The 24,734-nt window shown below is 50.4% G+C and carries 25 protein-coding genes and 2 tRNA genes; 10 read left to right on the plus strand and 17 right to left on the minus strand.

What is annotated here, in order from left to right; genetic code table 11:
• Nucleotides 1-4: 4 nt before the first annotated feature.
• The 6 genes from QJT81_13435 to QJT81_13460 all read right to left on the minus strand — a co-directional run bounded on the left by QJT81_13435 (nucleotide 5) and on the right by QJT81_13460 (nucleotide 5,729).
• On the minus strand, nucleotides 5-412 hold the full coding sequence (locus QJT81_13435) for a type II toxin-antitoxin system VapC family toxin (protein ID WGZ92836.1): 408 nt from the start codon (nucleotides 410-412) through the stop codon (nucleotides 5-7).
• 5 nt (nucleotides 413-417) lie between these two features.
• Nucleotides 418-663, minus strand: a complete 246-nt coding sequence (locus tag QJT81_13440; protein WGZ92837.1) for a type II toxin-antitoxin system prevent-host-death family antitoxin — start codon at nucleotides 661-663, stop codon at nucleotides 418-420.
• Nucleotides 664-725: 62 nt separating this feature from the next.
• Nucleotides 726-890, minus strand: coding sequence for a hypothetical protein (locus QJT81_13445; GenBank protein WGZ92838.1), 165 nt, complete (start codon nucleotides 888-890; stop codon nucleotides 726-728).
• Nucleotides 891-1,052: 162 nt separating this feature from the next.
• Nucleotides 1,053-2,855 (minus strand): S8 family serine peptidase, encoded by a 1,803-nt coding sequence (locus QJT81_13450; GenBank protein ID WGZ92839.1) that lies wholly within the window; start codon nucleotides 2,853-2,855, stop codon nucleotides 1,053-1,055.
• Between the two features lie 121 nt (nucleotides 2,856-2,976).
• Nucleotides 2,977-3,474: an NYN domain-containing protein gene (locus QJT81_13455; protein ID WGZ92840.1), complete on the minus strand. Its 498-nt coding sequence runs from the start codon at nucleotides 3,472-3,474 to the stop codon at nucleotides 2,977-2,979.
• Nucleotides 3,475-3,551: 77 nt separating this feature from the next.
• Nucleotides 3,552-5,729: a hypothetical protein gene (locus tag QJT81_13460; protein WGZ92841.1), complete on the minus strand. Its 2,178-nt coding sequence runs from the start codon at nucleotides 5,727-5,729 to the stop codon at nucleotides 3,552-3,554.
• A gap of 204 nt (nucleotides 5,730-5,933) precedes the next feature.
• On the opposite strand from QJT81_13460, the gene QJT81_13465 reads away from it, so the two are divergent.
• The gene (locus tag QJT81_13465; GenBank protein WGZ92842.1) at nucleotides 5,934-6,911 is read left to right on the plus strand and encodes a DUF6174 domain-containing protein; all 978 of its coding nucleotides are present in this window, start codon (nucleotides 5,934-5,936) and stop codon (nucleotides 6,909-6,911) included.
• Between the two features lie 12 nt (nucleotides 6,912-6,923).
• Complete coding sequence (locus QJT81_13470) at nucleotides 6,924-7,811, plus strand: hypothetical protein (GenBank protein ID WGZ92843.1); 888 nt, start codon at nucleotides 6,924-6,926, stop codon at nucleotides 7,809-7,811.
• A 10-nt stretch (nucleotides 7,812-7,821) separates the two neighbouring features.
• Here QJT81_13470 and QJT81_13475 read toward each other — a convergent pair whose 3' ends face one another.
• From QJT81_13475 to QJT81_13485, 3 genes are all read right to left on the minus strand, one after another.
• Entirely contained in the window at nucleotides 7,822-8,514 is a 693-nt protein-coding gene (locus tag QJT81_13475) for a hypothetical protein (protein ID WGZ92844.1), read from the minus strand.
• 26 nt (nucleotides 8,515-8,540) lie between these two features.
• The gene (gene hrcA / locus QJT81_13480; GenBank protein WGZ92845.1) at nucleotides 8,541-9,596 is read right to left on the minus strand and encodes a heat-inducible transcriptional repressor HrcA; all 1,056 of its coding nucleotides are present in this window, start codon (nucleotides 9,594-9,596) and stop codon (nucleotides 8,541-8,543) included.
• A 96-nt stretch (nucleotides 9,597-9,692) separates the two neighbouring features.
• On the minus strand, nucleotides 9,693-10,355 hold the full coding sequence (locus tag QJT81_13485) for a hypothetical protein (GenBank protein WGZ92846.1): 663 nt from the start codon (nucleotides 10,353-10,355) through the stop codon (nucleotides 9,693-9,695).
• 224 nt (nucleotides 10,356-10,579) lie between these two features.
• Between QJT81_13485 and QJT81_13490 the strand changes: the two genes are divergently transcribed.
• From QJT81_13490 to recN, 4 genes are all read left to right on the plus strand, one after another.
• A complete protein-coding gene (locus tag QJT81_13490) occupies nucleotides 10,580-10,852 on the plus strand; it encodes a hypothetical protein (GenBank protein ID WGZ92847.1) in 273 nt (90 codons plus the stop codon).
• Between the two features lie 17 nt (nucleotides 10,853-10,869).
• Nucleotides 10,870-11,811 carry an ISAzo13 family transposase gene (locus tag QJT81_13495; GenBank protein WGZ92848.1) on the plus strand — a complete coding sequence of 314 codons (942 nt, stop codon included), beginning with the start codon at nucleotides 10,870-10,872 and terminating at the stop codon, nucleotides 11,809-11,811.
• Between the two features lie 258 nt (nucleotides 11,812-12,069).
• A complete protein-coding gene (locus tag QJT81_13500; protein ID WGZ92849.1) occupies nucleotides 12,070-12,936 on the plus strand; it encodes an NAD(+) kinase in 867 nt (288 codons plus the stop codon).
• 3 nt (nucleotides 12,937-12,939) lie between these two features.
• On the plus strand, nucleotides 12,940-14,610 hold the full coding sequence (recN, locus tag QJT81_13505; GenBank protein WGZ92850.1) for a DNA repair protein RecN: 1,671 nt from the start codon (nucleotides 12,940-12,942) through the stop codon (nucleotides 14,608-14,610).
• On the opposite strand, the gene QJT81_13510 is transcribed toward recN, so the two are convergent.
• Nucleotides 14,594-15,559, minus strand: a complete 966-nt coding sequence (locus QJT81_13510; GenBank protein ID WGZ92851.1) for a DUF523 and DUF1722 domain-containing protein — start codon at nucleotides 15,557-15,559, stop codon at nucleotides 14,594-14,596. The two genes, recN and QJT81_13510, sit on opposite strands and share 17 nt — an antisense overlap.
• Nucleotides 15,559-16,131 (minus strand): glutathione peroxidase, encoded by a 573-nt coding sequence (locus QJT81_13515; protein WGZ92852.1) that lies wholly within the window; start codon nucleotides 16,129-16,131, stop codon nucleotides 15,559-15,561. Before QJT81_13515 ends, QJT81_13510 begins: the two co-directional genes overlap by 1 nt.
• A 156-nt stretch (nucleotides 16,132-16,287) precedes the next feature.
• On the opposite strand from QJT81_13515, the gene QJT81_13520 reads away from it, so the two are divergent.
• The 3 genes from QJT81_13520 (at nucleotide 16,288) to QJT81_13530 (ending at nucleotide 18,648) form a co-directional block, all read left to right on the plus strand.
• Nucleotides 16,288-17,355 carry an agmatine deiminase family protein gene (locus QJT81_13520; GenBank protein WGZ92853.1) on the plus strand — a complete coding sequence of 356 codons (1,068 nt, stop codon included), beginning with the start codon at nucleotides 16,288-16,290 and terminating at the stop codon, nucleotides 17,353-17,355.
• The gene (locus QJT81_13525; GenBank protein ID WGZ92854.1) at nucleotides 17,352-18,239 is read left to right on the plus strand and encodes a carbon-nitrogen hydrolase; all 888 of its coding nucleotides are present in this window, start codon (nucleotides 17,352-17,354) and stop codon (nucleotides 18,237-18,239) included. Before QJT81_13520 ends, QJT81_13525 begins: the two co-directional genes overlap by 4 nt.
• A gap of 139 nt (nucleotides 18,240-18,378) precedes the next feature.
• Nucleotides 18,379-18,648: a hypothetical protein gene (locus QJT81_13530; GenBank protein WGZ92855.1), complete on the plus strand. Its 270-nt coding sequence runs from the start codon at nucleotides 18,379-18,381 to the stop codon at nucleotides 18,646-18,648.
• A gap of 43 nt (nucleotides 18,649-18,691) precedes the next feature.
• Here the strand turns inward: QJT81_13530 and QJT81_13535 are convergent, their stop codons facing one another.
• A complete protein-coding gene (locus QJT81_13535; protein ID WGZ96491.1) occupies nucleotides 18,692-19,867 on the minus strand; it encodes a pyridoxal phosphate-dependent aminotransferase in 1,176 nt (391 codons plus the stop codon).
• Nucleotides 19,868-19,962: 95 nt separating this feature from the next.
• Nucleotides 19,963-21,144 (minus strand): lytic murein transglycosylase, encoded by a 1,182-nt coding sequence (locus tag QJT81_13540; protein ID WGZ92856.1) that lies wholly within the window; start codon nucleotides 21,142-21,144, stop codon nucleotides 19,963-19,965.
• Nucleotides 21,145-21,272: 128 nt separating this feature from the next.
• Between QJT81_13540 and QJT81_13545 the strand changes: the two genes are divergently transcribed.
• Nucleotides 21,273-21,359: transfer RNA gene (locus tag QJT81_13545), tRNA-Leu, on the plus strand.
• 172 nt (nucleotides 21,360-21,531) lie between these two features.
• On the opposite strand, the gene QJT81_13550 is transcribed toward QJT81_13545, so the two are convergent.
• The 4 genes from QJT81_13550 to pheT form a co-directional block, all read right to left on the minus strand.
• Nucleotides 21,532-21,608 (minus strand) — tRNA-Pro (locus QJT81_13550).
• 51 nt (nucleotides 21,609-21,659) lie between these two features.
• On the minus strand, nucleotides 21,660-22,040 hold the full coding sequence (locus QJT81_13555; GenBank protein ID WGZ92857.1) for a MerR family transcriptional regulator: 381 nt from the start codon (nucleotides 22,038-22,040) through the stop codon (nucleotides 21,660-21,662).
• Complete coding sequence (gene ihfA / locus QJT81_13560) at nucleotides 22,021-22,326, minus strand: integration host factor subunit alpha (GenBank protein WGZ92858.1); 306 nt, start codon at nucleotides 22,324-22,326, stop codon at nucleotides 22,021-22,023. The genes QJT81_13555 and ihfA overlap by 20 nt, the downstream gene beginning before the upstream one ends.
• 15 nt (nucleotides 22,327-22,341) lie before the next feature.
• Nucleotides 22,342-24,729 carry a phenylalanine--tRNA ligase subunit beta gene (gene pheT / locus QJT81_13565; protein ID WGZ92859.1) on the minus strand — a complete coding sequence of 796 codons (2,388 nt, stop codon included), beginning with the start codon at nucleotides 24,727-24,729 and terminating at the stop codon, nucleotides 22,342-22,344.
• Nucleotides 24,730-24,734: the final 5 nt, after the last annotated feature.

Genomic DNA, 24,734 nt, shown 5'->3' on the forward strand with positions numbered 1-24,734 from the left:
CTGCCTAATCCCAAGGATTTATCAGTAATACCCCCGTCGGCGAGAAATCATCAACGTTGCGTGTCATGACCCGTAAACCGTAACGAATCGCAGTGGCGGCGATCAAGCCATCCGCTGCCGCAACTATTTTGCCAGCCTGTTGTGCTTTGGCGGTGATGTCGCCCCACACGCGCACGGTTTCCAAATCGACAGGTAAAATGCGTTCGCCATACTGTTGTTCTAGGGTTTCCAACCAATCACGCAAGGCACGTTTACGCTTGCTTTCATCCAACAAGGCAATGCCTTTGGCAATTTCGCCGAGGGTAATCACACTGACGAAAAGATCGGAATCATCCAGCATTTCTACCGCTGACTTTACTTGTGCAGGGCAATCTTGCTTGCGTAATTCGGATAAAACGCAGGTATCCAGCAATACTCTCACAGCTCTACCTCACGCATGGGAGACTTGTCGCGGGATAAGTCCAGCCCTTCCAGACTCGGCGTGTGATCCAACAGAAAACGTTTGAAGCTGGCACGTTTACCTGTCAAACGTTGATAATCTGCCAATGACAACACCACGACCGCATCATTACGGCGGGAAACTTGTTGCGGTCCTTCACACAAAGCGCGGTTAACCACTTCGCTAAACCTATTTTTGGCATCTGCCAAGCGCCATTGCATCATATTCTTCACCTCATATTATCTAGCCAATCTAGCTAGAATTATCTGCTTGCGGTGAGAACAGGTCAAGCAAAAAACGTTGGCGTCAAGCCCAATGCCTGCAATACCGCCAGATCGCGCTCAACTGTGTCGATCACCGGGTCAATCAGTACGCACTCGCCCGACTGTTCACAAGCCAGCAGGTAGGTGTAAGTGCTGGAGTCTTGCTCAAAAAGCTGTCTGAAAATCATCTTGCTTCTCCTCGCAATGTTGAAACATACCGCTAGCAGTATAGACGACACCGCGTCATGCACAAAATCGCCCCATCTACCAAGCAATATCTTCGCGTAACACCGAAGGCGCCGCCGCTGGCAAACGGCGGAAACCTTGTGCTTCACACGCTCAGTGGTGGCTTATAGCTTGGTGAGACTGGAGGCTTTCAAACTCACATTATCACTGGTGATGCTGGTGCTTTTATCCAAGAAACTATCCAGCGGGTAGCCCAGTGTAGTGTCATACGCCGTTTTGACGATGGCGTACTTGCTGTTGATGGCGGTTTCGATTTGCGTGAACAACTGTTCAATAGTTTTGCCTTTGGCTTTCAAATCACGTGCAGACAACTTTTCATTGGTTGCCAGATTCACACCTTCGGTCAAGACACCTGCTTTCACCGTCAGTTTTAAACGCAATGCCGAACTCGTGCCGGTTTTCTGCTCCAATACATAAGTGTAATTCAATAAATTTTGCGTACGCCACAGGTCACGGTTTTTCTTCAAATCACTCAGCAAGACGGCGTAAGGGTCAACAGGTGCGGTGAAATTGGTAGCTGCTTGCACAGCGGCGGTGGCATCCAACAAACCTGTCCCGCAACTCGCGCAAGGTTGCGGGAAAGCACGTGCACTTGATTTCAGCAGATTTTCCACTTGATCCGGTGTCAGGCTGGGATTGGCAGCTAACATCAACGCCACCACGCCTGACACATGCGGCGTTGCCATGCTCGTGCCTTGGTAATATTTATAAGTATCGGCAAGCGCCGTTTGCGTCCCCGTATTCAGGGTAGACACAATACCGTCTGCTGCCCCCGTATTCATCGAACCGCCCGGTGCGGCTAAATCGACAACAGTGCCATAGTTGGAATAGTAAGCACGCCCGCCATTTCTGCCGGTTGCTGCCACGGTCACAACGCCTGCACAGTTGGCGGGTGAAAATTGACTGGCATCGGTATTGCTATTTCCCGCTGCCACCACGACAACGGCATTTTTACCACGCGCTGTATTGATGGCATTTTGCATGGTTGAACCGCACGCGGATGCGCCGCCCAAGCTCAAGTTAATAACACGAGCGGGATTCGGATTCGCTGGCGCCCCGGATACCGTGCCGCCTGCTGCCCAAATAACCCCCGCCGCAATGTCGGAGGTATAGCCGCCGCACTTGCCCAATACCCGCACGGGCAAGGCTTTGGCAGCATAAGCGACCCCAGCAATACCTTCGGCGTTATTCCCAGCGGCAGCAATCGTGCCAGCTACATGCGTACCGTGCCAACTGCTATTGATATTGGTGGTACTGCCGCATTCACCAGCTAACACGTAGTCACCCACATCCGTCGCATCACTGTCGCGCCCGTTACCGTCATTAGCCACAGCAGCATCGGCAATCATGTCATAGCCCGCCAATAGATTCGGCAATAAATCCACATGCGGCAAGACACCCGTATCGACAACAGCCACAACGCTACCCTGACCAGCGGTGTAACCCCATGCCTGATCGGCACGAATACCACTAATGGCATCCAACAATGACCATTGATAGCTCAGGTAAGAATCGTTTGGTGTGACCGGTGCTGACACTTCCATGCGGTTCATGATGAAATCCGGTTCGACGTATTCCACTTCTGGCAATTGCTTCAACCAAACCGATAACTTATCCCAATCGGCTTTCTTTTTGCGCTTCTCGAAACGAAACACAGCGGCGTTATCGTGTGTGGTTTTGGTGTAAGCAAATTTTTCGCCTTTTTCAGTACGCAGACGTGACAGCACTTTATCAGCCGCAGTAGTACCCACATTGTCGCGGAAACGAATAATGAGTTGATCGGTATCGGGTGCAGAAGCAGCATTGGATATTTTATCAGGCGCGTTAGCGAACACGGTTGGGGAAGAGACACTGGCAGATACCGCCAATACTAGGGCACAGACACGCAGATGTTTAGGAGTTAACATCGAAGACTCTCTCGCATTATTATGATGCCCTATTTACTTATAGTTTTTTTATATTTATGGCTGGATAATGCCAGAAAGCTGACGAAGTGCAACCCCCAACTGATAAAGGGTAGTTAGTCGTTCAGGAATGTGCGCTAGGGTTCTTGCCCAGTAGTAAGTACTCATCAATTGGAGTATAGCGAGTAGCTGCATTGATGAGGGAATTCGCTGTCAAACCGGGTACGCCATACACTTCGGTTTCCACACCGTAACGCTGGCTTGCACGATTTAACAGCATATCGAAATCGCCATCACCGGAAGCCAACACAATAATGTCAGTATGGGCGGCGGCTTCGATCACATCCAGCGTAATACCCACGTCCCAATCGCCTTTAGCAGAACCGTCGCTACGCTGGATATAGGGTTTGAGTTTCACCTCAAAACCAATCGCCCGCAGGATATTTTGGAACTGCATCTGCTTTTCATCACCGCGCCCGATAGCGTAAGCCCTGGCTTGCACCACTTCACGCCCATTGGTAGCTTGCGCCCAAAAGCGGTTGTAATCAAAACTGCGCCCGTAGGCAGAGCGCGTGGTGTAGTAGATGTTTTGTACATCGACAAACAAACTGACTTTTTTCATTATTCCTTTTCTGCACTCTCTCCCCTTGAGAGACGATCCTGCAAGGGGATGAGTATGGGAAGTGAGAGGACAGCCCCTTACCAGTAAGTACCCTTACCGCCCTGACTCTGCGTTGCCGTTTGTGCCAGCGTGCTAACCACACCCGCTTTACGCATCAAATCCGCTAATTCACGTTGCTGGCTGGCATCCTGACACGCGGCAGTGGCTTTAGCGTACAAGCTCTCGGCTTTGCTGCTATTGCCCCATTTTTGCGCCAGTTCTGCCATGTACGCAAAGTGGAAATGGTTTTGAGCTTTGGCTTCGCCTTTATCCAGAATGGTTTGCGCTTGCGCGTCGTCATCCAAATGCTCTTTCACCGCTTTGGCAAGCTTGTTGTACTCGAAAGTGCTGGCGTTGCTGGCATCCAGCTTTGCCAGTTGCGCGGCGTAGAATTGCTGCGTCCAAGTTTTGCCAAATTCGGTGTCGCTGAGTTGCTTGCTGACGGTTTCGCCAAGGTTGCGCACGGCTGCAAACGTATTGCTATGGTTGGCGGCTAAATCCAGCAAGCGTGCCAGCCATTCTTTGTCTTTAACCAGATTGCCAACCGCGACGATTAGTGGCTGATAAGCTGCGAAGCTGAAGATGCCCGCTTCCTGCATCTTTTCTTCCGCCGTGGTCAGCAATTGGCTGGCGTAGGAGGTGTCTTCCAGTTCTTCGACTACCGCACCGGCGAGTGCAATGAATTGGTTGGGGCGCGTTAGTGTCTTTTCCTGATTTTGGAATTCGGTGTAACGCGCTTGGCTGGCTTCGCGTTTTGCCAGTTTCCCGCTAATGCGGTCGTTGCGCTCGGCATCATCTGCCAGCAATTGCTTGGAGGCGTTCGCGAGTTTGCGCATTTCATCGAGGGAACTGACGTTGGCTTCGGCCTTGTCGAGAGCTTGGATAACCACGGTATTGTCGCCCGGTGTCAGTTTTTGTGCGCGTTGCGCCACGTCTAACACTTGTGCGTTGGTTTCGGTCAGTTCCAAGGCTTTTTGCAGGGAAGTGGCTGCGAGTGCGGCATCGGCTGGGTTTTTCGCCAGTGCTTCGAGGATGCTGGTTGCGTCAGTGTAAACTTTGCAAGCGTCAACTGCTTTGGCGTACAGCGCGTTGGTTTTGGCAGGGTCTTGCAGGTTGGCGTTGACTTCGCCTGCGAGTGATACCAAGGCGGCAGCGTTAGTGGCTTTGCTTTCGGCGGCAGCGTAAATGCTGGCAACGCGGTCTTTGTCACCGAGGTTGTCGTTGACGGCTTTTGCCAACATTGCCAAATCGGTAGGGGTGCTGAGTTTGCTGGCGAGTTTGTCGTAAGCTTTGCCTGCGATGGTTTTGTCATCCATATTGGCGGCAACGGCACTGGCGAGCTTTAGCAGGTCTTCTTTGCCGCTGAATTCGTTCAGGGCAACACTGTACATATCTTTAGCAGTGGCTTGATCGTTCAGCAAGCTGGCGTAACCGGTTGCCAGATCGAGGTTTTCTTCACCACTCATGGCGAAGTTTTTGCCTTGTTCCAGCAAGTCTTCGGCTTTGGCTTTGTCGCCGAGCAGGTTCATGAAACCGCCTGCGAGTACCACGAATTGTGCGGGGAACATGCAGTTGCTTTCCGCATCGCCCAGTGTTGCGGCGACTTCTTTATCATCACCGAACAGGTCTTTCAAACCTTTGGCGAAGCTCACCACATCGGCAGTTTCGCTGCTGGAAGGTGCGGCCTTTTTGAAGACCATCAGTGCGGTAGTGGGGTTGCCGCTGTTTTTAATGTCGGTTGCCAGTTTCTGGTAATCGGCAATGCTTTTGCAGTTGGCAGTGACTTTGCTGAACAGTTTGTTGGCAAGCGCATTGTCTTGCAGCGCGTCTTGCACGTAACCGGCGTAAGACAGCAATTCGGTGGTATTGGTGGTTTCGCTGATGGCTTCTTCCAATAACGCACGACCTTTGTCGCGGTCGCCGAGGAATTTGGCCATGCTGTAGCCAGTTTCCGCTTTTTCTTTGGCATCAAAGCACGCATTGGCGGCTTCGTCGTACAGGGCAGTGGCTTTGTCCTTATCACCCACCGCGACATAGCCTTCTGCAACGGCGACGTAATGCGCGGGGAAGGAACAGTTGGATTCGCCTTTTGCCAGCAATTCTTTGGCGTAGTCCAGATCGGCGGGTTCGGCTGCGGCTTGTTTAGCAAGGGCGGCGTAGGATTCTGCATCATTGCAGGCGGATGCTTGTGCGCTGAGTTCTTCGCGGGTTGCCATGTGTCCTCCAAAAGCGATTAAGGCGAAATTGACGAGTAAGTGGTGTTGTAAAGCATATTGGCGATGGGTTCAAGTGTAGCGCTTAGCCTTACCGCTTATAAGGGAAAAATGTCTGCCTGTCTGAAGATAATCGGTACTGATGTTGCAAGAGCGAAGAATGGGAAACGCCAAATTGGGCATTACCCTAACACTGGAGGATTCACGATGACAGGGATAACACAGGGCAGTGAAATCAGATCAACGCAAGTAAAAAACAGCAGCGGTTCAGCCGCTACACTGGCAGTCGCCACTAGCGTGCTTGACGATGCGGTGAAAGCGATTCAAAACAAGTCAGGCAACAACACCTTTGGAAAAGGCGACAATGAAGCCCTAATCAAGCTCATTATGCAGTTAATTCAGGTAATTGGTGAGAAATTACCTGCAACTGAGCCATCCAAGCCGCAGCCTACAGCGCTACAATTGACGCGGCAGCAAGATAAAGCGTTGCGCGAACGTTTCGACATTAATGGCGCGTTGAGTTACGAGGTGCTGGATAGTAAAAAGGATGGCAAGCTCAGTGTGGGCGATACCTTAGTCATTTCCGGCGGCATTACCGGTGGGGAAATTTCGCGGCAGAAATTGACACAACAGGATGTTAAAGCCATTAATGCAGGCGGTTCCACCAGCTCAGACGCGCAACAACAGTTGGACGCGAACCGTAAAAAGTGGGACTCGCTGGATATTGACGATTATTCATTTACCTTGCAGCGCAATTGCTTCTGTCGGGGCGATGCTATCCGCCCGATTAATATTGAGGTGCGTGACGGGAGCGTTAAGTCGGCTACCTATGCGGATACCGGTGAGTTGCTCCCTGATGACCGCCAAACCAATAAGCAGTCTATTTACAATTTGAATGCGGATGGTTTGTTTAATTTGGTGGAGCAGGCTATCAAGAGCGGTGCGGCTAAGGTTGATGTCAGCTACGACAAGCAATATGGTTTGCCAACGTCGATTTATATTGATCAAAGCTTCCAAATAGCCGACGAGGAAATGGGCTACACCATTAGCAATTTTCAGCCAGAACCGCAATTCACAACTTTAGCACTGGGTGAGGAAGACGGTGGTTTGCCGCCAGTGGATGACCCGATTGTGACCACATTGGCAATTGGCGAAGAAGACGGTGGGCATCACGATTACAAATAAGGTGATTCAACCATGACAATAAAGCCCCGATTGCTATTAGCAGGCGGTGACACTGACCCTCAATTGGTACGTCTGCTGAAACGGGCGGCATTGCATGATATTTCCGTGCATTGTTTGCTCACAGGGCAATCGGGTTCGCCGCGTTTGCATTGGGATATTCACCGCAACCGTTTGCTGGATGACGACAAGGAAGTCGCGGTATCGGCAGCATTTATCCGACAGGATGTGTTTGCTTACCTGAAGAGCAACAATGCTCAAGATAATTCAGCAGCGCGTGAATGGTTTGTTAGCGTGTCCGGCTGGCTGTTAAGTTCGCCGGATATTGCGTTATGTAATCGGCGGTTCCTGCCGTGTGGCGGGGTTAATAAGCCTTACATGTTGCGCTTGGCGTTGAGCATGGGGTTTAACGTTGCTGACACGTATGTCAGCAACGACCTTCTCGCGATGGCCCAGTTGCATGAGCATGGGGAGTGGGTGGCTAAGCCTGTGACGGGCGGCGCTTACTGTACCCCGTTGGCAGCGCATGAAATCACCGGCAATAACATACTGTCTTACCCGCAGATTGTGCAACGGCGTTTAGCTTCGCCGGAGTTGCGGGTATTTCGTATTGGTAACGCGTGGTTTGGCTTTCTGATTCAGGCGGAGGCATTGGATTACCGCTCATCGTCTGCTACCCGGATGCAGGTGGTGGATGTGCCGGGTGATTTGGTGGAAAAACTGGCGTGCTTGTCGGATCATTTAGGGCTGGATTTCGCAGCGGCTGATTTCAAAACTGACCCGCATACGGGGGAGTGGCAATTTTTGGAGATCAATACCAACCCGATGTTCGCGGGATTTGATCAAGTGGCCGCCGGTGCGTTAAGTGATGCTTTGCTTAAACAGCTTGGTCTTTTACTGTAAGTGATGTGTGTCAGTGGGTCGCCTCAAATTGGATGGAGGTACGCAATTCCCCCTCAAATAACGCATCAAATCCCACCACACCTTCTTGCTGCTGTAGGGCAAAACCAGGTTGAATACTGGGTGTAACCGTTCCTACTTTTAGTAAATTCGCTGGGTACTCAATCTGCATAGAAACCCGCATTGGGTAATAACCATCCAAAAACTTACGCATGTAAGGGCCATTCACCAAAACATACGTACCATCATCCTGAAACCGTAAGGCACGCGTATGCGCCTGCAAACAAATACGCGCATTTTCACCGACCTTACTCAGTTGTACGCTAGAACCTTCTACCCATGCTTTGCCAATGTTGCGTTGCTCCGTTACCCGCATGTCACGTATGTAGCCATCGCGAAAAGTGATTTGCATCGCAGCAGCCTGATCCAGATTATCGTGGCATTGCTCAAGTTGCGTCCAACCTTCGTCCAATGATTCAGCGGTAATCTTGACCTTATTTTGATGATGGTGAAGTGCTTCTCCAACAGGTGCTTGATTCAGGAAATCCAGTGAACCTTCGTTAATCTCATCCGCATTAGTTTTAGTTAAAGTATCTTCCTCGAACCACTTTTCCAACGCTTCACGGGTAGCGCCTGCTGCGGGCTCATCCGCTGAAGCAGGAAACGACAACCCCACTAAGCAAACCCAATAAAAAATATTGCGCATGTTAGAATTTGTCTCCGAATAAATCCTCACGAACGTGATTTTAACGCCAAACTTAGCAGTTTTGCGGTAATATCCACCACTGGAATCACGCGCTCATAGGGCATACGCTTAGGGCCGATCACCCCCAACACGCCCAATTGTTCACCATCTACTTCATAGGGTGCTGTTACTAAACTACACTCATCGAATACCGCTTGTCCTGATTCACGCCCGATGAAGATTTTCACCCCATCCGCCTGCAAACACTTGTCCAGCAACCCCAAAATATCGCGTTTGCGGGTAAAGGCTGCAAACAGTTCACGTAATTTGTGAATATCGGATAAGTCATCGTAGCCCATCAGATTGGTTTCACCCGCAATCACGCAATCCTCTTCCTTCTTATCACCTAAATCGGCAACTGCTTTTTCACCCAATTCAATCGCGGAGAGCATCATGCGGTTCATGTCTTCGCGGTGTTCGCGCATTTCTTCCAGCAAGGCAGCACGGGCTTGCTGCAAATCTTTGCCGATCAAGCGTTCGTTGAGGAAATTGGCGGCTTGTTGCAACTCCGAAGAACTCACATCCGCATCGAGTTGGATAATGCGGTTTTGCACTTCATTGCGGTTCATCACCAGAATCGCCAGCACTTGCCGACTCGATAAGCTCAGAAATTCAATCTGGCGGATGGACGAAGGATTGCGGCGCGGCAAACTCACCACACCCGTCAGTTGAGTAATGCCGGAAAGCAAGTTGGAGGCGGATTGGATTAACGCAGCGGGGTCACGTTCCGCCTTCAACTGCCCTTGCAGAATGTGCATAGCGTGCTGTTCCAGCGGCTTAATATTGACCAACACATCCACGAAGAGGCGGTAGCCTTGCGAAGTGGGAATACGCCCCGCCGAGGTGTGCGGAGCGCGGATGTAGCCCATATCCTCCAAATCCGCCATCACATTGCGGATGGTGGCGGCACTTAAATCCAGCCCACTGCTGCGGGCAAGGTTGCGTGAACCGACGGGCTGTCCGTCTTGGATATAGCTTTCCACCAACACTTTGAGGATGTGCCGGGCGCGTTCGTTCAGTTCTGGATGCAGGCGTATTGTCATGCCATCATTTATAGGGGCAAAGTGCCGTAGATACAAGCCTGTTTAACTTGCAATTTAAATGAGGCACACATAACGGTGCGCCCCACCAATAACGGCTTAGAAGTTGTAAACCACACCGAGGGAAATCACGGGCAAGTTTTTCAGCGCATCCACATCATTGCGCACGGAGGCAATTTCAGCGTCGATGTCGCTTTGTGCAACAGTACCAGTCGATTCCGTCAAGGCAATTTTGGGGTCGCCTTGCAGGAGTACGCCTGCATCCGCCGCAAAGGTTAAGCCTTTTGCACCGTTGACTGGCTTGCGATAGCCAACACCGACATACGGTGACAGGTCATCGAAACTGATGTCGGAGGTCACTGTACCACTGGTAATGGTGTTTGTACCGATGGTGACAGGTTCGGCAGCGGTAGCGGTGGCGGTTGCGTTCAGTTTGTTGTCATTCGCCATGACACCGCCGCTGACAAAGAAACCGTTCGCGGCGGGGTGGAAGTCTGCCAGTGCAGAGACGGTTTGCATCCCCAGCGTGGCGGTGTAGTCCACGCCATCGAGGGTTTCATTGGCATCATAGTCAAACTTGTTAACACCAACACGTAAATCCAGATTGTTGTTTACTGGCTTGATAGCCTCTAAACCTAAGCCGAGTGTGCCGACTTTTGCGCCTACGCCGAAGCCTTCGACCCCCAGCCCAGCAGTACCGCCTGCGAAAGCGTTACCTGCCAACAGTGCCAATGTCATGGCAGTTAATGTGTACTTTTTCATAAAAATATCTCCAACATTATTATCAATAAAACCGACTTTTGCGCCGGTTAGCCCAAATTGCAGACAATGCAATGCTTTAAAAGAGAGCTGCTACTAGGGCAGCTCAAAATTCTAACTCAGGATGCCGGAAGCCCAGTGTTGCTGATAGCATGTATTAAGGAACTGTCCCGAAATAACTTCCCTCTTTTCTGCTAACAGCGAAAGGGGGAAGATAGCCCCTTGTAATGCCAATCAACACCGAGGATGAGCCAATGGATGTTTACCCATCAGCCATAGAAAAACAAATGCAGCGGTTCTACCAATCGCTCAATGAGCGTGACCGCCGCCGCTACGCCGCCGTGGAAGCCGTCCGGCTTGGGCACGGGGGGCAGGACTACATTTCCCGGTTATTGGACTGTGACCCCAAAACCATCCGCCACGGGTTGACGGAGTTGGAATCGGAAGATGGCTTGCCCACCGTAAGGCAGCGAAAAAAAGGGGCGGGCGCAAACGGCTGAACGCTACGCACCTGCAATTGGATGAGCATTTTCGCCAAGTTTTAAAGGATCATACGGCAGGCGACCCCATGCGGGAGGCGGTGAAATGGACGAACCTGTCACGTCGGCAGATTGCCCGGCGGATGCAGGCATTGGGGACATCGGCTGGGAAAAACGTGGTGTCGCGCCTATTGCGGGAGCACGGCTACCGCCGCCGCAAGCCCCAGAAGAAACGCACCATGGGGCAACACGCTGACCGTAATGCCCAGTTTGAAAAGATTGCCCAACTCAAACAAACCTACCTGCAAGCAGGCAAACCCGTGATCAGCATTGACACCAAAAAGAAGGAACTGCTGGGCAACTTTTACCGTGAAGGGGTAACGGATGCCGTCGAACCCACGGAGGTCAATGACCATGACTTCCCCAGCTATGGCAATGGTCAGGTGATCCCCCACGGCATCTACGACCTTGCCCGCAACGAAGCGGCACTGCACCTGAACACCAGCCACGACACCACCGAGTTTGCCTGCGAAAGCCTTGGCTTATGGTGGCGTGAGCAAGGGAAACCCAACTACCCCGAAGCTGACGAGCTGTTGGTCTTATGTGACGGTGGTGGCAGCAACAGTTCCTCTGCGTACCTGTTCAAGCAAGACTTGCAGGCATTGGCGGACAGCCTGAACCTGACAATACGCATCGCCCACTACCCGCCCTATTGCTCCAAATACAACCCGATTGAACACCGACTGTTCCCCCATGTGACCCGTGCCTGCCGGGGTGTGCCGTTGGAAACGGTCGAAACCGCCAAACACTACATGGCAAAAACGGAAACCACCACTGGCTTGAAGGTCGCTGTCCGCATCATCAGTAAAGTTTTTGAAACCGGGCGCAAGTATACCCAAGCGTTCAAGGATAACATGACCATCCAGTTCGATGACTTCCTGCCAAAATGGAACTACTCCGCTGTCCCTCAGTCCCCCTGATTTCGGGAAGTTATTTCGGGACAGTTCCTAATCTTGTGCAATTATAAAATTATAGCAGACAAGATGTAAATAGGGGGTTACGGAATTAATAATTTTTATCAAGAAATGATTGAATTGATGATACCCAAGAACCACATCCCGATAATCCTGCCATCCTGAAAATCCCAGTTCAGACAATCTATTTCCCCCACCCTGTTTAACTTGCATTTTATTCCCAGCTTTGCCAGCCTTACCGCTTTACTCCTACAAGCATTGGTTATGAACCCGTTTTCTCACATCGGTCTGTTTACCAAACCCAACGATACCCGCGTTGATAAGACGCTGTTCGCGTTACACCAATTCCTCTTGGAACGCGGTTATCACGTCCATTGCGACCGCGATGCAGGTATTATTCTGGGCTTGCCCACCATGCCCTCCGACATGCTGGCGCGGCAAATTGACCTTGCCATTGTGGTCGGCGGCGACGGCACATTACTCTCCACCGGACGTTTACTCGCCGATCACGAAGTGCCGCTGATTGGCATCAACTTGGGGCGTGTCGGCTTTCTGGTGGATATTTCCCCCGCTGACATGCTCACCCAATTGGAGCAAATGCTAGCGGGGCAGTACAAAGAAGAACCACGCTTTGTGCTACATGCCGATGCTATCCGTGACGATGAGCTTATCGGTAGCGGCGATGCACTCAACGACGTGGTACTGCATGTGCGCAATGAAATTCGCATGATTGAGTTCACCACCTATATCGACGGGCATTTCGTCAATACCCAACGTGCTGATGGTCTAGTCGTTACAACCCCCACAGGTTCAACGGCTTACGCGCTTTCCAGTGGTGGCCCGATCATGCACCCTGCCCTACAAGCGATTGCCCTAGTGCCGATTTGCCCGCATACACTCACTGACCGCCCGTTAGTCATTAGCAATCAAAGCGTGATCGAGATTACATTATGTGAAGACCGCGACATTCCTGCTCGCTTATCCTTTGATGGGCAAAACAATATTGAACTGGAATCGGGTGATCTAATACGTATCCACACCCGCCCAGAAAAAGTGCGTTTGTTACACCCGCAAAGCTACGATTACTACCATATTTTGCGTGAAAAACTGCATTGGGGAGTGCAACCGTAAACCATGCTGACACATATCCACATCCGCGATTTTGCGATTATCGACACACTGGAACTGGAACTGCACCCCGGCATGACCGCATTAACGGGCGAAACGGGTGCGGGAAAATCCATCCTGCTGGATGCCATCGGTTTAGTGCTGGGCGACAAAGCCGATAGCAGCACGGTACGGCACGGTGCAGACAAAGCTGAAATCACCCTGAGCGTCGACATTACCCAAACACCTTCCGCCCGTGTATGGTTAGAAGCACAAGGCATGGAAGGTACAGACGACACCTGCATCCTCCGCCGCGTCATTTCCGCACAAGGCAAATCACGGGCATGGATCAACGGTTCTCCCGCTAACCTGACACAATTGCGCGAACTGGGCGAACAATTGGTCGACATCCACGGTCAGCACGAACACCAGTCACTGATGAAAAAAGACGCGCAACGCCAAATGTTGGATGCTTTCGCAGCTAACGAGACGCTACTCGATAACACCCGCCGTGCTTGGTCAGCATGGAAAAAACTGCATGAGCGCGTCACCCTGTTAAGCAGTCAAAACCAACAGCATCAAGAGCGTATCGACCTGCTCCGCTTCCAATCACAAGAACTCGAAACCCTGGCATTGCAACCTGATGAAACCGAGCAACTTGACGAAGAACTCAACCGCCTCGCCAATGCCGAACAACTCCGGGCGACAGCCGCACAGGGTTACGCACAACTCTACGACGACGAACCGTCGCTATATTCAGCCTTGGGTCGCCTGATCCATGACCTCAGCCAGCAAGTACGGGTGGATGCTCAACTAGAGCCTTCACTGGAATTACTCACCAGCGCCCAGATTCAAGTACAAGAAGCGGCCTCGCAATTGCGGGATTACGCCGAGGGTCTTGATCTCGACCCTGCACGGCTGCAATGGGTGGAAAACCGTATTGCCGACATTCGCAGCCTTGCCCGTAAATATCGCACCGAACCGTATGAACTCCCCGTTCGTTTAGCCAGCATTCAACAAGAACTGGAACAACTCGGCGGCGGCGATTACGACCTCAATGCGCTGGAACAACAGTTACAAGCGGCGACTGCAAGCTACCGGGAACAAGCCAGCTTACTCAGTCAAGCCCGTCAGCAAGCCGCCCAACAACTCTCTGCGGGTGTTTCGCTCGCCATGCAACAACTGGGAATGCAAGGCGGCGAATTTGCCATTCAAGTTGCTCATGATTCCGCCAACACGTTTCAGGCAACCGGCATGGACAGTATCGACTTCACCGTCAGCGCCAACCCCGGCCAACCACTAAAACCGCTGATGAAAGTTGCATCCGGCGGTGAACTGTCGCGCATCAGTCTGGCGATTCAGATGATTGCGGCACAGAAAGTTACCTTACCTGCACTGATTTTCGATGAAGTCGATACCGGTATCGGTGGCGGTATCGCTGAGGTCGTCGGCAAACAACTCCGTACCCTCGGCACAAACCGCCAAGTGCTGTGTGTGACACACTTACCGCAAGTCGCCTCGCAAGCACACCAGCATTACAAGGTGACTAAGCTCAAAAGTGCGGAACACACCAGCACGGGCATTGTGCATCTGACACCAACACAACGGGTGGAAGAAGTGGCACGAATGATCGGCGGCATGGAAATCACGCCCGCGACACGGGCGTTAGCGGCGGAAATGCTTACAACTGGTTCCTAAGCATCAATTCACGCGGATGCGGGTTCAAGTAATGCTGGCGCTCAATATACGGTTGCGGATGCCGCCGAAAATGATGCTTCAACAACGTAATCGGCACAACTAACGGTAAATAGCCATGACGGTATTGGTGAATCGTATCCAGCATTTCCTGCCGATCCGCCGCATCAATGCCACCTTTCAGATACCCCATCAAGTGCATCAGCACATTGGCATGTTGCCCACGTGTCACCCGTTTTTCCAAAGCGGTCATTAATAAGCGTAAGTAGTGAGTGGCTAACACGGAAAAGTCTGTCACTGCCCCGACTTGGGCAACCATTTGCCCCAATTCACGGGCAATGTCTTGATCATGTGCCATCAGGATATATTTATGGTCAGCATGGAAATCAACCAAATCACCCGGCTTTAAACCTGCTACCTGTAACTGTTGCCAACGGTGGTAAATAAAGACACGCTGGATAAAATTTTCCCGCAACACAGGGTCACACAAGCGCCCTTCCTCTTCGATAGGCAATAAGGGGAATTGCTCCCTCAAGGCATGTGCAAAAATCCCAACCCCATCGCGTTCGGGGGGTACATTGTGTTTTAACACAGAATACACTTTGACCCGTTCCATTCCACAACTGGGGGAGTTCTTTTTCAAAATATAACCACTCACCACCTGTAAGGGGGTCTGCACCTGATTAAAGTAATGCTCCAAGGCTTCGGTATGGTCAATGCTGGCGTCTTTAACATTGACTGCGCGTAATCTCCCATCCTTACGAACCAGGTGCATGGTAGGGCGGGGAACACCCAAACCTGCGCCAACCTCCGGGCACAAGGGTACAAAGTCAAAGTACAGCCCTAACGTGCCAGTAATATAACCATCACGTTTATGCCCACCATCAAAACGGACGGCTTGCCCTAACAGGCAACTGCTGATCCCAATTTTTATTTTCTCGTCATGCTGCATTATGGCAAGTTCGCTTCAATTAACTTCACCAGCTTATCACTTTGCGGGGTAACAAAGCTGGAAAAACTACCGATAAGCTCACCCTTGGTATTCAGCACGTATTTATGAAAGTTCCAGCTTGGGTGTTCACCCGCCATTTCCCCCAACACTTTGTAAAGCGGCGAAGCGTTATCTTTGAGCACTTGGGTTTTCTCAAACATCGGGAATTTAACCCCGTAAGTTAACTCACAAAAATCTTTGATCTCTTTTTCTGAACCGGGGTCTTGCCCAGCAAAATCATTGGAAGGAAACCCTAATACCACTAAACCACGGTCTTTATAATCACTGTACAACTTCTCCAAACCGTCAAACTGTGGGGTGAAACCGCATTTACTTGCCGTATTGACCATCAACACCACTTTGCCTTTGTATGCTTCACACAAGTTAACACGCTTCTCAGAACCCAATTCACGCAAAGTAAAATTTAACGCTGCCGGACACCCATTATCGGTTGCCGGGCCAGCTACAGGTTCAGCCAACACAGAAGCAGCACTGAAAAAGCTCAACACTAACCCGAAAAGTTGCTTAATCATGACGATGTAATCCTTAATAATGATTCAATACAAGTATTGTCCCACCTTTGTAGCGCTTTAGGTAAATAGCTACAAGCAAATAGGGGGAAAACACTCACCGAGCATTCCTTAGAATAACAGTCGCTCTCAGCCAAGCAGCTTTGTATAATCGCCGCTTTGTTAGCTGACGATGTGACCAATCTGATGGAAAACCGTGATTTTCTTGCCGAATGGCATCCACAATGGGGCGTGTTGCTGGCCTGGCCACACCCCGATACCGACTGGGCAGACAATCTAGCCTCAGCAGAGACCTGTTATGCCGAAATCGTCAGCGCTATCAGCCAACGTGAAAACGTGCTATTGCTGTGTCATGATCTCCCTCACCAAACACACATTCAATCCGTGTTAAGCACACTGCCCTACCACCCGCAACGTGTGCAGTTTGTCACAATACCCTATGATGATACTTGGGCACGAGACTTTGGCTTTATCACGGTGTTGCATAATGGTCAACCGGTGTTGCTGGATTTTACTTTCAATGCGTGGGGTGGAAAATTCAGCGCATCGCAAGACAATGCGATCAACCAACGCTTAGTCAAGCACCCATTGCTTGATAGCAACACACTCGAAACACACAGCTTGGTCATGGAAGGTGGTAGTCTCGAAACCGACGGGCAAGGTACCTTGCTAACCACTGAAATTTGCCTGCTCAACCCCAACCGCAACCCCACACTCGACAAAGCGACTATCGAAACGGAATTGCGCAAAGCCCTAGGTGTTTCGCGTATCCTATGGTTAGCACACGGTCACTTAGAAGGCGATGACACTGACGCACACATCGACACCTTGGCACGCTTTGCTGACCCACACAGCATTGTTTACATGAGTTGTACGGATCCCACCGATTCGCATTACAAACCCTTACTTGCCATGGAAAAAGAACTCCTGACGTTACGCCAAGCCAATGGCAAACCGTATCGCCTGTTTCCCATTCCGTTGCCAGCCGCCATTTATGAAGATGGGAGACGCTTGCCAGCCAGTTACGTCAACTTCTTGATTATCAACGGAGCCGTGTTACTGCCCGTTTATGCCGATGAATGTTTCGACCCTGTAGCCATCGAGCAAATGCAAGCAGCTTTCCCGCAACATGAAATCATTCCGATTGATTGCCGCGCCCTGATTGCCCAAAATGGCAGCCTTCACTGTATCACCATGCAAATTCCCCACGAGGTCATAAGCCGATGAGCCGTAACCTAACCGTTGCTATTGTCCAACATGGCAACACTGCCGATTACCACACCAATCTGGAACACAGCATCGCGGGTATTCGCCGTGCTGCCGCACAAGGTGCGCAATTGGTGATGTTGCAAGAGCTGCACACCGGTTTGTATTTCTGTCAGGTGGAAGATACGGATTACTTTGATTTGGCAGAAACCATTCCCGGCCCTAGCACTAACACCTTGGCTGAACTCGCTGCTGAACTCAGTATTGTGATAGTCTGTTCATTATTTGAAAAACGTGCCGTCGGTCTGTATCACAACACAGCGGTAGTTCTAGATACTGATGGTAGTATTGCAGGCAAATACCGTAAGATGCATATCCCCGACGATCCAGGTTATTACGAGAAATTCTACTTTACACCCGGCGACCTAGGTTTCACACCCATTAAAACCAGTCTAGCAACCCTAGGTGTGTTGGTGTGTTGGGATCAGTGGTATCCCGAAGCTGCCCGCTTGATGGCCTTAGCCGGTGCAGAACTGTTGCTCTACCCAACTGCCATCGGCTGGAATCCGCAGGATACCGCAGAAGAAAAAGCACGCCAGCGTGATGCGTGGATAACCATTCAACGTTCCCATGCCGTGGCTAACAATATTCCCGTGCTCAGTGCCAATCGGATCGGCTTTGAAAGTGACCCTAGCGGGCAAACCGCAGGCAGTCAATTTTGGGGTTCCAGCATGATCGTCGGCTGGCAGGGTGAACTACTCGCCCAAGCAGATACCAGCAGCGTAACAGAACTGGTCGTGACGGTAGATTTAGACAGAACCGAACAAGTGCGGCGCTGGTGGCCATATTTACGTGATCGTCGCATTGATGCCTATGCTGATTTAGTGCTACGTTACCGCGACTAACATAAAGTCAATCTTTTTTCTGAAAAAATATAAAAAAACTCTATAAGTGTGAACCTGCTCACAGCCCTCCAGAGCCATGCGAACAATAATAAGCCTATGCTCTTGAGGAATTTGTTAGGACACAGATAGAGGAATGTATATGCTAAGTCAGAACAACTGTGTGATCGCCTTGTTGGTAGCCGTTACACTACTCATAGCATCGCCAGTCGATGCGAGTTTGAAAAACTACCCCATTTCTCAGGAAGCTGCTGACACCCACATAGTGCTACCTGATTTGTACGAAAAACTGCGCACATTACTAGGGGAAAAACTTTACCGGGATTTATTGCAACATAATGAATTCATTGTATTGCAGGAATTAGTGCTTACCCATTTTGAAACGCACTACCCTGTATACTCAAAGCAATAATACAGGGATATGGGCAGGACTGATTATCCCGCCCGTATTTCCATTAAACTGAAGCGATACGACCTAAGGCATTTTCTAAGTTCGCCATACTGGTGGCAAATGAGATACGGATATGCCCTTCTAAGCCGAAAGCGGAACCCGGCACGACCGCCACCCCGGTTTTATCCAATAAATAACTAGCCAGTGCAGCGTCATTTTCCAAACCCAAACGCTTGATCATGCCCTCGACATTAGGGAAGCTGTAGAACGTGCCATCAGCGGGTAAACACTCCACCCCCTCCATCGCATTAAAGGCTTTCAATACAAAGGCATGACGCTGTTCAAACGCACTTACCATGGTTTGAATAAAGCTTTGATCGCCATCCAAGGCTACCACTGCCGCATATTGTGAAATAGAGGTCGGATTGGAGGTACTTTGTGACTGAATGATATTCATCGCCTGAATCAGCTTTTCAGGGCCGCCAGCATAACCAATCCGCCAACCGGTCATGGAATAGGCTTTGGAAACACCGTTCAGCACGATGGTACGTGCATATAAATCCGGGCACGCATCCAAAATATTGACGAACTTTCTACCTTCAAACAGCACATGCTCATACATATCATCTGTTGCAATCAACACCTGAGGGTGACGACGTAAGACTTCCCCCAAAGCTGCTAACTCTTCCAACGTGTAAGCAACACCCGTGGGATTCGAGGGGCTATTAATCACAAACAGACGTGTTTTCGGGGTAATTGCCGCCTCCAACTTGGCAGCGGATAACTTGAAGTGTTCGCGCTGACCGGCTGCAACGATGACGGGAACCGCATCCGCTAACAACACCATATCGGGATAAGAAACCCAGTAAGGCGCTGGAATAATCACTTCATCGCCCGCATTTAACATGGCTTGACACAAGTTATAGAAACTTTGCTTACCACCACACGATACCAAAATTTGTTTGGGGGTAAAATCCAAACCATTATCACGCTTAAATTTACGAATAATGGCTTGTTTCAAAGCAGGTGTACCGTCCACGGCGGTATAACGGGTTTCACCTTTTTGGATCGCTTCAATACCGGCTTGCTTAATGTGCTCAGGGGTATCAAAATCAGGCTCACCTGCCCCCAAACCAATAATGTCGCGGCCTGATGCTTTAAGTTGAGCGGCTAATGCAGTAATAGCCAGTGTAGGCGAAGGTTTAACACGCCCAACGCGCTGTGAAAGTTGTATATCCACTAATGAAACCAACCGTGTTGTATGATCCATAAATTAGGCAAGCATGATGAGTTGCCGTACCTGTTACTCTTTTTGCGGTGGGTAATGTTACTGCATTATAAACGTGCCAGCAATTCAGGATCAGGGTAGCCATCCACCGGTAGCCCCAGTTTTTGCTGGGCTTGGCGCACAGCTTGACGGGTTTCTTCACCAATAATGCCGTCCACTTTGGAAATGCTCATTCCTTGCGCTTGTAACTTCGCTTGTAACGCTTTGGTTTGCGTCGTAGATAACACAGCAACAGGCGCATTGCCTTTACGCATCGCAGGCACACCGGCTAAGCGCGTTGCAAAATACGCGGCGGTCAAGGAATATACCGTAGACTCGTTCCATTGCAAAAAAACATCAAAATTGGGATACGCGAGGAAAGCGGGGCCATTTCTACCCATCGGCAACAATAACGCTGCTGTACCACTGCCACTGAGCGGACTACCATCCGCATCGCTCACCCCTTGGGTTGCCCAGTCTTCTAAGGGCAATTTGTTATTCAAACGTGCTAACGACCAATCCATGTTGGCAGGTACTTTCACTTCTTGCAACCAAGGCTCACCACTTCGCCAACCGCTGGACTTCAGCATATTCGCCCCCGAAGCCAGTGCATCAGCGCTGGTATGGATCAAGTCACGGTGTCCATCATTATTAAAATCGACCGCATATTGGTCGTAGCGGGATGCCAGAAATTGTAATTGCCCGATTTCACCCGCCCAAGCACCACGCATTTTAGCAGGCGTCAAATCACCTTTTTGCACCAATTGCAAGGCACTGAGCAACTCGATACGAAACATCTCCGGGCGGCGACAATCGTGCGCCAACGTCAACAAGGAACGTAAGGTGAAAAAATCACCGGTAACTGCGCCAAAATCCGTTTCCAGCCCCCATAATGCGGTCAGAACAGGTGCTGGTACAGCATAGGTTTGCTCAATGCGTTTAAATAAAGCAGCGTGCTTTTTTAGGTTGGCTTTCCCCAGCCCCAAACGATTGTCATTCACTTTTTTCGTGGCAAAGGTCAGGAAATCTTGTGCAAACACTTGCTGCGACCGATCCCGTTGGATCACGGCAGCATCCGGTTGTAACTTACCTAAGATACTCTCCAGCAAAGCAGGCTTTAACCCCGAAGCTATCGCATCCTCTTTAAAAGCAATCAACCAAGTGTTGAAGTTGGGAGCGGTACACGCTGCTTGCGCAGGCGTACTACAAACGAGGCTTATGCCCAACAGAGCGGCTATCCAGTGTCGCATGATACGTTTTTTTCCGTTAAAACCGATAATGACAAACAGTATAGCGTTTCTAGACAAATTATTTAAAACAAGTGCTGGAAGCGAGAACCAGAGTTGTGTAAGATTAGCGCCCTACCTTACTCCTCCCTGCCCGGATGGTGAAATCGGTAGACACAAGAGACTTAAAATCTCTCGCTGGTAACAGCGTGCCGGTTCGAGTCCGGCTCCGGGCACCAATTTTTTCAAGGCGTTACGCCATTTTACCCACTACTTTATTTCTACCCGTTTTATATGGGGTTGTCCTTGCCGTCCGGTTTGGCTTTTGCTTATGTCCCAACAAAAAAGCCCTTACAGATTGCAGCCTGTAAGGGCTTTTGAGTCATCATGATACAGCATGAATCAATGTATTGGTCGGGACGATAGGATTTGAACCTACGACCCCCACACCCCCAGTGTGGTGCGCTACCAGGCTGCGCTACGCCCCGACTTGAAGGGATGTGAGCTTACCGTAATAGTTGGATAAGCTCAAGCTAAAATCAGTATTTAAGGAGAAACAGAATACGCTCCAACTCCTCCACCAACGGTGCAATATCATTGCCATTCACAACAATTGGCTCCAGCGGTTGTGACGGCGGTGGTGGCGTGTGCGCCTCCTCCAATAATTTCTGGCGTGCACCGCTGATCGTATAACCTTGCTCATACAATAAAGTACGAATTTGGCGAATTAATAAAACGTCTTCGCGCTGGTAATAACGGCGGTTGCCACGTCGCTTCATCGGCTTGAGAGAAGGAAACTCCCCTTCCCAATAACGCAGTACATGCGTTTTTACCCCACACAAGTCACTTACTTCACCAATCGTGAAATAACGCTTGCCCGGAATAGGTGGTAATTGACCGCTAAGCGCCGCTACTTCCATATTCCTCTACTCGCTGCTTGAGCTTCTGCCCTGGACGGAAAGTCACTACACGCCGTGCTGTTACCGGAATTTCTTCCCCAGTTTTCGGATTGCGTCCCGGACGTTGTGTTTTGTCACGCAACATAAAATTACCAAAACCCGATAACTTCACATGACTACCTGTTTCCAACGCATCACGGATTTCTTCAAAAAACATCTCCACCAAATCCTTGGCTTCACGCTTATTCAAACCCAACTCATCAAACAGGTGTTCAACCATGTCTGCTTTAGTTAATGTTATTGTCATGCACTTTCTCCCTGCTTAACGCAATACTGCCCCGACATTTTCCTGAAGCGAAGCAACTACTGCATCGATGATTCGATTAATTTCCGCATCCTCAAGAGTGCGTGAAAAGTCCTGTAAAATCAAGCTTAAAGCAACGCTTTTTTGACCTTCTGGTATACCTTTTCCCGCATAAATGTCGAATAAATAATAGGACATTAATTGCGGAATCGCCGCTTTTTTCACTGCATTTTCCAAAGCTACCGCTAATGTATCTTCCCGAACCAACAAGGCCAGATCACGGCGAATGGCTGGGAATTTGGAAACTGCTTGATACTTTGGCAAAGTGCGCTGCATCAACACACCCATATCCAACTCAAAGAGATAAATAGGTTGCCCAAGCCCCAAGTTTTCCTCCAATTGCGGGTGTAACATCCCCATCCACCCCACGACAGCAGTATCTGTCATAATTTGGGCAGATTGACCGGAGTGCAATGCCGCATGAGCCACAGGTGCAAAATGGAAGCGTGTTCCGGTAACTTGCTCCAGCAATGTTTCCACATCCCCTTTCAAGTCGTAAAAATCGACAGATCGGTTCACCTGTCCCCACTGTTCTGGGTAAAGATTTCCGGTTAACACTCCCGATAGCATGTTTTTTTGCACAGGCTTGCCATCTTCGCTTTGTTCAAACGCGGGACCAATCTCGAACAAACGTACCCGACTTTGCTGACGATTTACATTATAAGTTACAGCACGCAATAAACCCGACCACAAAGTACTACGCATCACACCTAAATCGGCAGAAATCGGGTTCGCTAACGCAATACTATCGGTCGCAGGCGCTAAGATTTTCTCCATTTTCGGGTCAACAAAGCTGAAAGTAACCGCTTCCTGATACCCACGCGCCACCAGTGTGTAACGCAAATTTTCCCGTCTAACCGTTGTTTCACTCGGCTGGGTAATACGCGGCGCACGCGGGCGCAATTCGGCTGGAATCGAATCGTAACCCCGTACCCTTGCCAGCTCTTCGATCAAATCTTCTTCGATGTTTAAATCAAAACGTGCCAACGGCGCTTGCACTTGCCAACCTGCATCGACGGACGTGAACGCACAATTCAAACGTGCCAACACACCTTCAACCGTTGCAGCATCCAGCATTATCCCCAACACGCGGCGGATACGTTCAGGACGCAACAAAATCGTTTTGCATTGCAATACACTGGCATCAGCTACCGTATCCACCAACGTCCCGACTTCGCCACCGCAAATGCTCACGATCAATTGTGTTGCCCGCTCCATTGCCTTAACCGGCATATCGGGGTCAACACCACGCTCAAAACGCGCCGAAGAATCGGTTTGCAAACCGTAGCTACGCGCCTTACCCATAATTTTAGCAGGGCGGAAATGCGCACTTTCCAGAAACACATGGCGGGTAGCATCCGTCACTGACGTTGGTTCCCCACCCATAATGCCCGCTATCGCCACCGGCTGCGCGGCGTCAGCAATCACCAGCGTGTCGTTACGCAATGGCGCGGTTTGCCCATCCAACAACTTCAGGGTTTCGCCTGCATTCGCGTAACGTACCACAATACCGCCGTGTAGCGTGTCGAGGTCAAAGGCGTGCATTGGTTGACCGAGTTCCAGCAACACGTAATTGGTTACGTCAACCGTAGCAGAAATACTGCGCACACCCGCACGACGCAGTTTTTCCTGCATCCAAATCGGCGTGGCGGCTCGCGGGTTGATATTGCGAATGATCCGCCCGACATAACGCGGGCAAGCATCCGTCGCTGATAATTCAACCGGAAATGTATCAGTATGCTGAACAGTTTGCGCAGGGATTTCCGGCACATTCAGTGGCACATCCATCACCAAGGCAGTTTCGCGTGCCACACCGATCATGCTCATGCAATCGCCACGGTTTGCGGTAATTGCCAGCTCAATTACTTCGTCATCGAGTTTCAAATACTCGCGGATGTCCATGCCCACGGGCGCATCATCCGGCAATTCCAGCAAGCCGTCGGATTTGTCAGACATGCCCAATTCGGTCGATGAACACAACATGCCGAACGATTCCACACCACGCAGCTTGCCTTTTTTGATCTTTAAATCTGCACCATCGGGTAGTGGCAATACCGCGCCAATCAACGCCAATGGTACTTTAATCCCTGCACGTACATTGCCCGCACCACAAACGATTTGCAGAATTTCGCCACGACCGTTATCAACTTTGCAGACGCTGAGTTTATCCGCATCGGGGTGTTTTTCACGCTCGACAACGTGACCCACCACAATATTGGTGAAGGCGGTGGCTACCGCATCACGCGCTTCCACTTCGCAGCCGGACATAGTGAGTTTGTCGGCAATTACATCCAGCGCCAGCGGGGTATCAATCCACTCACGCAGCCATTTTTCACTGACTTTCATAAGGT

Origin of the sequence: Candidatus Thiothrix putei, assembly GCA_029972225.1 — a bacterium.
GTDB lineage: Bacteria > Pseudomonadota > Gammaproteobacteria > Thiotrichales > Thiotrichaceae > Thiothrix > Thiothrix putei.